This is a genomic window from Salinivibrio sp. SS2, assembly GCF_001722075.1.
Lineage (GTDB): Bacteria > Pseudomonadota > Gammaproteobacteria > Enterobacterales > Vibrionaceae > Salinivibrio > Salinivibrio proteolyticus.
The window spans coordinates 1-11,667 of sequence record NZ_MEBP01000078.1 but is presented as its reverse complement, the minus strand read 5'-3'; the positions used below and the strand labels follow the sequence as shown (position 1 = coordinate 11,667).

Below are 11,667 nucleotides of genomic sequence, written 5' to 3'. Positions count from 1 at the left end.
CTGAGTTAGGTCGCTACGCTCAGTACTGTATTTTCACTCTAAAAGAGAGTTATTGATTATGATGAAATTCGAAGCTGAAGTACGCGCAGAGAAAGGTAAAGGTGCGAGCCGCCGCCTGCGTCATCAGAAGAAATTCCCTGCTATCGTTTACGGTGGTAACCAAGAGCCTGTATCTATCGCACTTGACCACCCAGTTGTTGTTAACCAAATGGACAAGCCTGAGTTCTACGAAGGCATCATCCTGGTTATCGATGGCCAAGAAGTTAAAGTGAAGCCACAAGACATCCAACGTCACCCGTTCAAGCCAAAAGTTGAACACATGGACTTCATCCGCATCTAACTCCTCTGCGAATAATGATGTGATAAAAGGCGCCTTCGGGCGTCTTTTTTTTATTCCGAGCATTCGGTTGCATAGCGCAAAAATAAGGCTTACATGTCACGAAAATGTCATAAATGGAGACCAAGATCAAAAAAGGAAGAATAAACGTGATAACAGCATTCCAATTTGACTATTAAGTTGATTAACTTAGCCTCCCTTTTAATACACATGTTATATCCCACCATGAAAAAAAGCATTTTTGTTGTTGCATTTATGTCCTTGGCGTTAATGTTGACGGGCTGCTCAGCGACCAATACTCTCGTTAAAAAACGTAACCTTGATGTACAAACCAAAATGAGTAACACCGTCTTTTTAGACCCAGTGGCTCCTTCAAAACGCACCGTGTTCTTACAAATCCGCAACACCTCCGACAAGCCTAATCTCGATATTAAGTCTGATATTAAAGCGAACATTGAAAGCCGCGGATATAAAGTCCTCGATAATCCAGATAAAGCTCACTACATGATCCAAGCGAATATTCTGCAAGTCGGTAAAGCGGATCTGCGTGATAGCGAAAACTTCCTATCTCAGGGCTTTGGAAGTGCCGTTGGTGGCGCCCTTGTTGGTGCTCAATTTGGCGGTGGTTCCGGTCGAGGAGCAACATCTCTCGCAGGTGCGGCAATTGGCTTGGTTGCGAATGCGTTGGTCGAGGACGTTTATTATTCAATGATTACTGACCTACAAATCTCAGAGCGCGCCTCTGCGGGTGTCGTTGTGACTGAAGCGCTTGACTCTCAACTCGCGCAAGGTACGAACAGTAAGAAGGTCGTAACATCAACCCAAGAAACACAATGGAAACGATATCAAACACGTGTTCTTTCCACTGCCAATAAAGTTAACCTAGAGTTTGCTGAGGCTGAGCCTGTGTTGAAGCAAGGCTTAGTACAATCAATTAGTGGACTTCTATAAGGTAACTAAGCGCGCTTCACCGAGGCGCGCTTTTATCCTAATCAACATATTTCTATATAGTACACACCACCGCGCTTTTATCTCGTCATCTTTTTGACAAATACGACAACAAATAGCGCCATCGTAAAGCTGCCGAGAAACGCTTCAAAGGCGGCAATAAAACGCGCCACGCCGTGCGGCGATATATCACCGTAACCGAGGGTGGTAAAGGTGACAACACTAAAATACACGGCGTTCAATAGTTCATAAAAGTACTGCTGCCAGCCAGTCACATCTGGATAGATGGGATTGCTTTGTGTGGTGCCAAAGGCAAAATACGCCAGCGCACACGACACAATCACCAGAACAGAAAATACCACCACGCGCAGTGGATCTTCACCATAGCCGCAAAAGAGATCGACAATCTTGGAAAGCCAACGTCGAAAACTCAACTTGGGCATTTGGTAGCGCCGAAACCGCATCTCTTTTTTAAAAAAATACCCAGCGACTTCAAATAACCCCTGCTTTTCGCATTGCTTACGCACGTTTCGGCAGACTTCTTCGGACTCTTGAAATAGCGATTTTCGCCTTGCCGGATCACGCTCTTTGTAGGCCAATCGTTCTTGCTTGAGCTCTTTTCCCCAGTCCACATTCTCAAGCCCTGCACGAGCCAGATCTGCGCCTAACAAGTTGCTGCCATCTAGCCGCGCACAGTTTAAATTCGCGCGTAGCAAGTTGGCTTTCATTAATGAGGCGCCACGTAAATCCAATCCAAAGCAATGCGCTTCAGCCATGTTCGCTCGATAAAAATCCGCGCCTTGGCACGAGTAGCCTTCGCGACTTCCTCGGTTCACTAAATCAATGTCAGTTAGGTCGGTTCGGGCAAGTTGAAAGCCATCAAGCGGTTTTCCTGATGCCGCCCATTTTTCCACGTCTGCTTTTACGTCATGACCACACTTATCAATGTCCGGATCATGCCAATAGCATCGCCCGGACTGTCCGGCTGGCTGATCGCAACACCAGCCTTTGCTGCTTTTAAATGAACAAGTTTCACTGCGCATGCCCTCACCCTCCTTACCTAAGTTTAGAAACACTCGGTAATGGCGCCACTCGTGGCCAGTGAAAAAATCAAAGCGAGAAAGAGAAGGTGCGCTGAATGCTTACTGGGTGGGGTCCTCATCATCAAACAACGAGGGTTGTGACGGGATCGGTTGGGTATCTAGAGCAGCATCGCGCATCTGTTTGCGCTTGGCACGCATGATACGCTCATAACGCTGATGGCAGAGACGAACAACATTGCGTTTTTGTTCATTGGTTAATTCAAACCAATGAAAGCGTTCTTCGCGACTGCGAAAACACCCCTTGCAATAGCCTTTGTTGTTCACTTCGCAGATGCCTTTGCATGGACTTGGCACCTCGAAGAAATCCAGTTGTTCCACATCTACCTCCCTGCTCGTCTATTCATTCAAGCGGGCACTGGGCAGAAATGCAAGTTTGGTTAAAACAAGCCTAATTGTGGCAAGGCTAAGGTATCAAACTCTTTACCAATAAACGGCAAAATACCATCGGCAATGGGCTTAAGTTGCTTATCAATATAATGCTGATAATCAATCGGGCTACGCCGATAAGCAAGGGGTTCGGGGCCATTAACGGTGATCACGTATTCAATCCAGCCACCGCGTTGATACTGCTGAGCGCGCCCACGCTGATGATTTTCGCTATCAGCTAAGCGTGCCGCGCGCACATGGGGCGGCACATTCTTTTGATATTCCGATAACGGACGACGAAGCCGCTTACGGTATACTAGGTGCTCATCGTGCTCGCCTTTGCTAGTACTGGTCACCAGCTCACGAATAAACTCGTCCACCTCTTCGCCATCGAAGACGCGTTGATAGAGCTGTTGCTGAAATTGCTGTGCAAGCGGTGTCCAATCGGTTCTCACCGTTTCCAAGCCTTTAAACACGATCTCAGCGCGACCCGATTCTCTATCCACAACGCGACCTGCATATCGCTTTTTACTACCGGTCTCTTGGCCTCGAATGGTGGGCATCAAAAAACGCTGGTAATGGGTTTCATACTCAATCTCTAGCGTCGATTCAAGAGCATAAGTGTCTTGTAGGTGCTGACGCCACCAGCTATTAACATGTTCAACCAGCGCTTGACCAATAGCATCGGCGTCTTCACTCGCCTTATCACCGCCCAAGGACACAAAGGTCGAGTCTGTATCGCCATAGATCACTTCATAGCCTTGTGCCTCAATCAGTTCACGAGTGGTTTTCATAATCTCATGCCCCCGCATCGTAATCGACGACGCTAGTCGGTGATCAAAGAAACGACACCCTGACGATCCTAGCACCCCATAAAACGAGTTCATGATGATTTTTATCGCTTGTGAGAAGGCTTTTTCTCCCGCTTTTTTAGCGCGATCGCGCGCTTGCCATAAATCATCAATCAATGCCGGCAAGTAATGCTTTTCTCGGTGAAACACACCACCGCGAAAGCCGGGCACAATATCGTGCTCCTCGCCTGTTTGTTGTGACTTTAAGCCTTCAACCAGCCCTAGCGGATCAATCAAAAACGTACGAATAATAGACGGGTACAGCGACTTAAAATCCAACACCAACACCGAGTGATAAAGGCCGGGTTTAGAGTCCATTACATAGCCGCCAGGGCTTGCAATCCAACCGTCGCTGGCCAAATTAGGCGCCACATACCCCGAGCGATGTAAGCGCGGGAGATACAAGTTGGTAAACGCAGCAACAGAGCCTCCAACCCGATCTAGCTCGACACCGGTGAGACGCGAGCGCTCAATCATAAAATCAAGCAAATGCGTATGGGCAAAGATGCGATTAACCAATCGGCAGTCTTGCAAGTTATAGGTGGCGAGCGCGACTTTATCGTGATGAAACATGCGATTGATGGACGCCATACGATCATGCGGATCGTCGATGGCCTTTCCCTCACCAAGCAGCGTTTGCGCGACCGACTCAAGCGCCCAAGAGCGAAAACCATAGGTCGCTGTTTTCAGCGCATCAATCCCATCAATGACCACACGTCCCGCCAAACTAATAAAGCCAGACTTATTGGCATTTCCTTCTCGCCAATAGGCACTCTCACCGCCGCGGCCAATACGGAGTGACTTTTGGTGACGCTGCGCACGCTTGACCAGCAAACGGAAATCAAAATCAATCACGTTCCATCCCACCACTACATCGGGATCATAGGTGCTAAACCAGCGCTCAAGCGCCGATAACAAGGCGACTTCGTCGCTAACCCATTCTATCCATGCGGGGGCGTCGGGTTGTGGCGCCCCGACCATAATCACGCGGCTATCCATGTCACTGTCTAAACCAATCGAGTACAGCTGACCTTTTTCTGAGCATTCAATATCCAGTGATACATGGCGCAATTGTGGCGTATACGCCTGCGCCTTTGCTTTACCTTGGTTCACTTCGAGGTAACCTGCTCGCTGACGCGCATTGCCGGTAAACAGCAAGCTGCCACAAATATAGCGCTCCATTAGATAGCGATCCGCAAGACGCAAATCCCCTTCATAGAGTGGAATGGCGGCGCCACTTAATACACGTTGCCCTTCTTGGGCGCGTTTGACGGTACTGAAGTAACAGGCGACCAAAGGAATATGTTGAAAGGTCGCCAACGGGACGGTTTTGCAGTAAGCGTGCGGGTCGACAGAAGGAAGCAGTGCTTGTGCACGTTGTTGCTCTTCTTGGGGGATAAAAAAGACGCTTTGTTGATTCTCAATACAGAGTTTAACCGGACCATCAGGTGTAGAGAGCCACAGCACGATGGTACTCGATTCGCCTCGATCACGTTGTTGGCGCGTAATAACGAACCCTTTTTGAACATACGGTTGAGACGTCGTCGATAAAGCCACTATTTAGCATCTAACCCAAGAAATCATACTAAGAGTGTAACAAACCGACAAAAGCACTGTATAGATAAACAGTTTAATTTATTGCTCATCACGCCAAATATTAACCGCGTACCTGTTCACGCGGCGTCGCTCCCATCAAGATGACGCCGATAAAGGCCACACAAGCCGCACTGGCTAAACGCATGTTCATCATCTGACCATCGTCCAACCACACTACGCCAACTAAGGCGAGCACCGCCAGCACCGATAACGTGTGCTTCCACAGCAGAGAAACCTGTGTAGAAAGCCACTGCCAAGGATAAATTACCCCGAGCACCGTCAGGGCTCCAGCAATCATCGCTACTACGGCGCCAGATATCGTCACGGTTAAACCGGGCAACGCGAAAATCAGCAGTGCAATTGCCAGTAAGACACTCAACCGAAAACTGATGCAGAGTTGTTTAGGGTACGCTTCAGTGTGTTCAGACAGCGTCTGCCAATAGTCACGCCACGCCAATCCAGCGACAAGTGCCAATCCCAACCCTAAACTACTGGGGGCGTACATACCGGGAGCAAATAAATACCCCACGCCAGCAAACAAAAGCATCATGCCGCCCCAGTGCAATCCTTTACGTTCTGCCGTCGCCATCAGGCCGTGCACACCTTGGACGCCGGCCATTACCATCAGTGCCAGCGTGCCTAAATCAAGATATCGGCATGCAAATAAGGCGGATGTGACGGCAAGCAACAAGCTCGCGGCCATACGCCACACATCAGTCGGCTGCGAAAAAAGTGAATCAGGCAATCGCGACGCAGCGCGTTTTGGCGGCGCAGGATACATATAGGTTGCATTGGAACAGACGCCCGCTTTGTTGCTCGAGAGATAACGCGCCGTCAACCATGCCATGATTGCGCCGCCAGCCAACCACAACGCGACAAAACTCGCTGAATCCAGACCACCCGCCATGCTCCACAGCACAAGGTAGCCATTGGCCGTGATCACCATTAACACCAGCAACGACAGACTCATTTGCTTGACCATGCCCATGAATGGGGCTCCTTATAACCACTTACTTCTGCATAGACCGCGTCATCGCGATATTTCTTTCAATCCCATACTTTATGCAGAACCGAACAATAAGCCTTCTGATCCATCAACACGGCTTTGTTGTTATTGACGGACGCGATACAATACGCGTTTGTTCGTTCTCGGGAAGTATGCATGTCAGATCCGAAAAGCAAAGCGCTCAAAAAAATCGCCAAATGCCTTGAGTTAAGTAACTCAGCGAACGTCAATGAGGCAGCGCAGGCGATTAAGATGGCTGAGCGCCTGATGCGAAAACATGGCCTCGACCAAGACGATATCGACTTTATCAGCATGGGGAAAACGCGCTCTGAAACCCTGCTGCCTACATCGGTAAGTGAACCGATCCTGAAGATCATTCGCGGTATCAATGGTCGATTTGGCGTGGAGTGTGTGCTGATCAACTACAAAGGCTTAAAGCAAGCAGAATTTATTGGTGATGCCGATCGCGCGATATTCGCCGCATTCGCCTTTGATGTGGTGTATCGCGAGATGAATGAGCATATCGGCCAATTCCGCAACAGTTTTGCCGGTTCGGGCACCAGCACCCAAGAAGTGTCACGCCGTGTGCAATCTTTTACCATCGGCTGGCTAGAAGGGGCGCTGGAGAAACTGCCTCAACTCGATGCGCGTGACAGCGATGATAAGATCAAAAGCTACATCGACAAAGAGTTCGAAAACATTGATCGAGAAACCTTCAAGCAACAGCTAAAAGCCGCCATGGCCGCCATCACCGACGATTATGAGAAAGGCATGAAAAAAGGACGCCAAGTATCTGTGAGTCGCCCTGTGGGCGGGCAAGGCGAACGAAAACGTCTCACTAGTCAGACAAAATCACGCTAGCTCCCTTCGAATTGTCCGACAACGGTCAAGCCTGGCGCATACTTAAGACAGTTGCGTCAGGTTGGGTCAAATCTCGGTTAAATCTCTTTTTTCCTATTGAGTTACCCACTATCCAGATCTAGCCTAGGGGTGAAGGTCGTTCCAAAAATGGCCGGATAACAACGCATAGTTAATGCGAACAATAATACCTTATCATCCTTATTTAGGAGACAGTGGCATGAAAAAAGTCGTGACAAGCCTAGGCCTACTTTTAGCCGTTGCACCAGCGGCTTATGCACAACAAGATAGCGGTCTATACCTCGGTGGCCGTGTAGGTCCTTCATTCCTTGAAGACAGCTGTGTCTCTGACGCCAACTGCGGCGACTCAGAGCTAGCGGCAGGCGTAGTTACCGGTTATAACTTCAATAACTGGTTTGCGCTAGAAGGTACCTATGACTACCTTGGCCGTTTTGATACCTCATTTGACCAGTCAGGCACAACGCTCAGCGCGGCGGGCGATCTTACTGCGTTAACACTGGCCCCTAAATTTGCCTACCATCTCAAACCGGATACCGCGTTATACGGTAAAGTCGGTGGCGCATGGTGGAACTGGAACAGCAGCGCCGGTGATCGCGATGACGTGTCACTGATGGGCGCGATCGGTGTGGATCACCAAGCGACCGATAACATCAACGTACGTCTTGAATACCAACACATTAATGATATGGACGACGGCTACTTCTCAAGTGTTGACAATAACCTTGTGACCGTGGGTATGACCTACCACTTCGGCCGCACCAGCAGCGAGCCGATGCCTGAGCCTATGGTTGAAGAGCCAGTCATGGCTGAGCCGGAGCCAGAACCACAAATGGTTGCGGAACCACAAACCATCGTCTTGTCAGAAGCGGGCGAAACCGAGTTGTTTGGCTTTGATGAAGCAACCCTTTCTCCACAAGCGGCTGCCTCATTACAACCATTGATCAACCGCCTACTCCAGCACGAAGAAGCGACCGCGACCATTATCGGTCACACCGACAGCAAAGGCCCAGCGGCCTACAACCAAAAACTGTCTGAGCGTCGCGCACAAGCGGTAGCAGATGTATTCGTTGATGCGGGCATCGATGCCGAGCGTTTAACCGTGATGGGTAAAGGTGAGTCCACGCCAATTGCTAGTAATGACACTGTGGACGGCCGCGCGAAAAACCGTCGCGTTGAAGTCACCTCACCTGAGTTTGTCTACGTCGAAGTACAATAAGTCCCTTGGTAACAAGGTGAACAACCCCTAATCAACAAAGCCACCGTTCATGCGGTGGCTTTGTTTTATTCAATCTAAACAAAATGACGTTGCACGTGGCTCGCTAGTAAGTCTAATTACACCGCTTCGGCGGGATGCTGGCCGAGATGGGTTTTCATCAAATCATCAATCATCACCCGATCTTCATCGCTCACGCCGGCGACGCGTGGATAACGCGGCTGTGCCCGATCATTACAATACGCCGCATCCCACCCCTGAGTGGTGTGTAAAAATTCAGCCGCAAAATCAGACGAATAGCGTAAGCAGCCTGCCATGACCGTATCTATGTACGACTGCGCGATCGGTTTATGCACATCAGGCGCGACACGATCCTCTGCCACATACACATACACGGGCCCTTCAAGCGCAATCCCTTTGGGCAGTGCAATACGAGACGCGTCTAGCGAAAGACGTCGATACCCTGCCTCACGGCGATCAAAGTCAGGCAAAGCATCTGGCGCGATCTTTACTAAGACGCCATTGCACGCACCGTCTCCTTCCAATACCACTAACGGAGAGATCAATGCTTCACTGACATTGCTCCAATAGCGTTGCAACCCCGATACGGTTACCGGACACGCCCACCCTGACTCTCCGGTCAACGCGCGCGAAGCAGGATTCATTAAACTGCCATAGCCAAACAAGTACATTCCCCAAATAACTCCTTATCAGGTCCACCTTACAGAACGCCAGCATGTGCCTTGCTTTTCTCACCCAAGTTGCCAAAATATCGGCAACGTTGTAAACAAGGAAAGTGATTATGGAACAACTAGATAAGCTGGAAGCTCACTTCAAACGTCTGTCGCATTTTCAGCACCTTGCCGCAATCTGTGGCTGGGATCAAGCCACCATGATGCCCAGCGGAGGCAGTCAAGCCCGTGCCGACGCTATGGCGGAATTGGCACTCTATACCCATCAGCAACTCACTACGCATGAACTGCATGACTGGTTTAGCGCGCTGGATGAGCAGCAAGACCGACTCAATGACGCCCAACGCGCCAGCCTCCGAGAAATGAAGCGTCAGTGGCAACATGCCAGTGTACTCCCAGACACCCTAGTGAAAGCCAAATCTTTGGCCGGTGCAAAATGTGAACACGCCTGGCGACAGCAGCGTCAAAATAACGACTGGGACGGCTTCGCCAAAAACCTTAAAGAAGTAGTGGCACTCGCGCGCGAAGAAGCCCACATCCGAGCCGATCAGAAAAACTGCTCGCCCTATGACGCTTTGCTGGATCTTTACGAGCCAGACATGACCGCTGACCGCATCGATGAAGTGTTTGGCGAGCTTAAAACATGGCTACCAGACACCATTCAAGCGGTAGTGGATAAACAAAGCCAGCAAACCACACGGTTGCCCGATGCTCCGTTTGCAGAGGCTCAGCAAAAAGCCTTGGGCGAGAAAATGATGGCGCTGCTGGGTTTTGACTTCGAGCATGGTCGATTAGACGTCAGCACTCATCCATTTTGTGGAGGCGTGCCAACCGATGTACGCATTACCACCCGCTATGACGAGCAAGACTTTACCTCGGCGTTAATGGGCGTGATCCACGAAACGGGGCACGCGCGCTATGAGCAAGGTCTACCCAAACATCTTGCCGGCTTGCCGGTTGGCAAAGCGCGATCAATGGGTGTGCATGAGAGCCAAAGCCTGTTCTGTGAAATGCAGCTTGCCCGCAGTGAGGCATTCGCCACCTTGATTTGTCAGCATGCCAAACAAGCCTTTAACCGCCAAGACGACCCGGCTTTCCATGTAGACAACTTCCACCGTGTGCTCACACGTGTCTCACCCGGCTATATCCGTGTTGATGCCGACGAAGTCACCTATCCTGCACACATCATGTTGCGCTACGACATTGAGCGCGATCTTATCAGTGGCAAAATGGACGTCGATCATATCCCTGACCGCTGGGATCATGCCATGCAGCAATACCTTGGCCTCAGCACCGCTGGCAACTATAAAAACGGCTGTATGCAAGATATCCACTGGACTGATGGCAGCTTTGGCTACTTCCCGACCTATACCTTAGGTGCACTATATGCCGCGCAATTGATGCAAACGATGCGTCAGCAAATGGATGTGGACGGCATTATCGCCAGCGGCAATGTCTCACCGATTTTTGATTGGTTGTCTCAACATATCTGGCAACGCGCCAGCACCACCTCAACCGACAACTTACTCAAAGATGCCACCGGCGAAAGCCTCAACCCCACCCATTTCCGCGAGTATATTCAAGGGCGGTATTTGTAAACTCACAGCAGCTCCAAGGCCAGCAATGCTGGCCTTGGAAGCTCTTATTACTGACGGGAGACAAAATGGCCAACTATGAATCTCTTAAAGCGCGGCAGCGCAAAGAGCGCGAGCATTATCCTGAAAATCTATCCATTCGCGTACACCGAGCCCTTAGCTGGCTAAAACAAGCCGAGCAAACGGATGATACCGATAGTCAATTTATTTTCTTGTGGATTGCATTTAACGCCGCTTATGCGCAAGAGTTTGCGCAAAAACGTCAGTTTACCGAGAAAAACCTCTATCAAGGCTTTCTAGAAAAACTGATTCACCTCGATAAAGAAGCACGTTTAACCCATTTAGTATGGCAAGAGTTCTCAGGCCCGATCCGGGTGATTCTCGATAATGATTATATCCTGCAAGCCTATTGGGAATATCAAGCTGGATATATCACTGAAGAGAGCTGGCAAGCTGCACGTAAAAGCGCCAAAGCCCGCGCGCACAAAGCCTTGGCAAACAGTGATACCGCAACAGTATTAGCCGCTGTTTTTAGCCGTTTGTATACGTTACGCAATCAATTACTCCACGGCGGCGCCACCCACGGCAGCCAAGCCAACCGCGCCCAGCTAAAAGACTGCGTAAGTATGATGCAAAAAATAGTGCCTTTGATCATCGAAATAATGATGGACGGCAACACCGCCACCTGGGGCGATCCTGTGTATCCGTTGGTGTGAGAGTGGACACTGACTGGCTGCAATACGTTGCTCCAGATTAGCAAGGTACATACGCTAAGATATGTACCTTTCATCAGCGTTAAAACACGGGGTTGGGTACAAAGTGCATTTGCACAGCCTCGAAAAAGGACCATAAATACGCTTAATGAAACGTCTTTTTAGTGGCGTTGTTTCCTAAATCATTGAACTTATCACTCTAGCGGCATCGGATCAGATCATCAACGCCTCAAAACCGGTCACAGATGATCAGCAAAGCCGTCTTATGCTATTAGAAGCAATAGAGATCAGTTGACTGATTAATGGGGCAAGCATGATAACAAGAAGACGTGGCAGAAGGAGAGTATGTATCAGTGGAGAACAATAGG

Annotated in this window: 11 protein-coding genes; 6 read left to right on the top strand and 5 right to left on the bottom strand. The window is 49.7% G+C overall.

Annotation, left to right across the window (positions count from 1 at the left end; translation table 11 throughout):
• Window positions 1-61 precede the first annotated feature (61 nt).
• A complete protein-coding gene (gene rplY / locus BGK46_RS08540) occupies window positions 62-340 on the top strand; it encodes a 50S ribosomal protein L25 (RefSeq protein ID WP_069588543.1) in 279 nt (92 codons plus the stop codon).
• Window positions 341-562: 222 nt separating this feature from the next.
• Window positions 563-1,288 carry a complement resistance protein TraT gene (locus BGK46_RS08535; RefSeq protein ID WP_069588541.1) on the top strand — a complete coding sequence of 242 codons (726 nt, stop codon included), beginning with the start codon at window positions 563-565 and terminating at the stop codon, window positions 1,286-1,288.
• Window positions 1,289-1,365: 77 nt separating this feature from the next.
• Here the strand turns inward: BGK46_RS08535 and BGK46_RS08530 are convergent, their stop codons facing one another.
• The 4 genes from BGK46_RS08530 to BGK46_RS08515 all read right to left on the bottom strand — a co-directional run bounded on the left by BGK46_RS08530 (window position 1,366) and on the right by BGK46_RS08515 (window position 6,189).
• A complete protein-coding gene (locus tag BGK46_RS08530; protein ID WP_069588496.1) occupies window positions 1,366-2,328 on the bottom strand; it encodes an ion channel in 963 nt (320 codons plus the stop codon).
• 99 nt (window positions 2,329-2,427) lie between these two features.
• Entirely contained in the window at window positions 2,428-2,706 is a 279-nt protein-coding gene (locus BGK46_RS08525) for a DUF1289 domain-containing protein (protein WP_069588494.1), read from the bottom strand.
• Window positions 2,707-2,765: 59 nt separating this feature from the next.
• Window positions 2,766-5,165 carry a DNA polymerase II gene (locus tag BGK46_RS08520; RefSeq protein ID WP_371440473.1) on the bottom strand — a complete coding sequence of 800 codons (2,400 nt, stop codon included), beginning with the start codon at window positions 5,163-5,165 and terminating at the stop codon, window positions 2,766-2,768.
• Window positions 5,166-5,262: 97 nt separating this feature from the next.
• A complete protein-coding gene (locus BGK46_RS08515) occupies window positions 5,263-6,189 on the bottom strand; it encodes a hypothetical protein (RefSeq protein WP_069588490.1) in 927 nt (308 codons plus the stop codon).
• Window positions 6,190-6,363: 174 nt separating this feature from the next.
• Between BGK46_RS08515 and BGK46_RS08510 the strand changes: the two genes are divergently transcribed.
• Both BGK46_RS08510 and BGK46_RS08505 read left to right on the top strand, forming a co-directional pair.
• Window positions 6,364-7,068 carry a DUF2786 domain-containing protein gene (locus BGK46_RS08510; protein ID WP_069588488.1) on the top strand — a complete coding sequence of 235 codons (705 nt, stop codon included), beginning with the start codon at window positions 6,364-6,366 and terminating at the stop codon, window positions 7,066-7,068.
• A gap of 217 nt (window positions 7,069-7,285) precedes the next feature.
• Window positions 7,286-8,302, top strand: coding sequence for an OmpA family protein (locus BGK46_RS08505; protein WP_069588486.1), 1,017 nt, complete (start codon window positions 7,286-7,288; stop codon window positions 8,300-8,302).
• A gap of 116 nt (window positions 8,303-8,418) precedes the next feature.
• Here the strand turns inward: BGK46_RS08505 and BGK46_RS08500 are convergent, their stop codons facing one another.
• Window positions 8,419-8,991 carry a gamma-glutamylcyclotransferase family protein gene (locus BGK46_RS08500; RefSeq protein WP_069588484.1) on the bottom strand — a complete coding sequence of 191 codons (573 nt, stop codon included), beginning with the start codon at window positions 8,989-8,991 and terminating at the stop codon, window positions 8,419-8,421.
• 110 nt (window positions 8,992-9,101) lie between these two features.
• On the opposite strand from BGK46_RS08500, the gene BGK46_RS08495 reads away from it, so the two are divergent.
• Both BGK46_RS08495 and BGK46_RS08490 read left to right on the top strand, forming a co-directional pair.
• On the top strand, window positions 9,102-10,589 hold the full coding sequence (locus BGK46_RS08495; protein WP_069588482.1) for a carboxypeptidase M32: 1,488 nt from the start codon (window positions 9,102-9,104) through the stop codon (window positions 10,587-10,589).
• Window positions 10,590-10,654: 65 nt separating this feature from the next.
• On the top strand, window positions 10,655-11,302 hold the full coding sequence (locus tag BGK46_RS08490) for a HEPN domain-containing protein (protein ID WP_069588480.1): 648 nt from the start codon (window positions 10,655-10,657) through the stop codon (window positions 11,300-11,302).
• Window positions 11,303-11,667: the final 365 nt, after the last annotated feature.

Excerpts from the sequence above, each read along its gene's own strand:
- BGK46_RS08515 (WP_069588490.1), bottom strand. The coding sequence starts at position 6,189 with ATGGGCATGGTCAAGCAAATGAGTCTGTCGTTGCTGGTGTTAATGGTG.
- BGK46_RS08530 (WP_069588496.1), bottom strand. The coding sequence starts at position 2,328 with ATGCGCAGTGAAACTTGTTCATTTAAAAGCAGCAAAGGCTGGTGTTGC.
- BGK46_RS08535 (WP_069588541.1), top strand. The coding sequence starts at position 563 with ATGAAAAAAAGCATTTTTGTTGTTGCATTTATGTCCTTGGCGTTAATG.
- BGK46_RS08490 (WP_069588480.1), top strand. The coding sequence starts at position 10,655 with ATGGCCAACTATGAATCTCTTAAAGCGCGGCAGCGCAAAGAGCGCGAG.
- BGK46_RS08500 (WP_069588484.1), bottom strand. The coding sequence starts at position 8,991 with ATGTACTTGTTTGGCTATGGCAGTTTAATGAATCCTGCTTCGCGCGCG.
- BGK46_RS08495 (WP_069588482.1), top strand. The coding sequence starts at position 9,102 with ATGGAACAACTAGATAAGCTGGAAGCTCACTTCAAACGTCTGTCGCAT.
- BGK46_RS08510 (WP_069588488.1), top strand. The coding sequence starts at position 6,364 with ATGTCAGATCCGAAAAGCAAAGCGCTCAAAAAAATCGCCAAATGCCTT.
- BGK46_RS08505 (WP_069588486.1), top strand. The coding sequence starts at position 7,286 with ATGAAAAAAGTCGTGACAAGCCTAGGCCTACTTTTAGCCGTTGCACCA.
- rplY (WP_069588543.1), top strand. The coding sequence starts at position 62 with ATGAAATTCGAAGCTGAAGTACGCGCAGAGAAAGGTAAAGGTGCGAGC.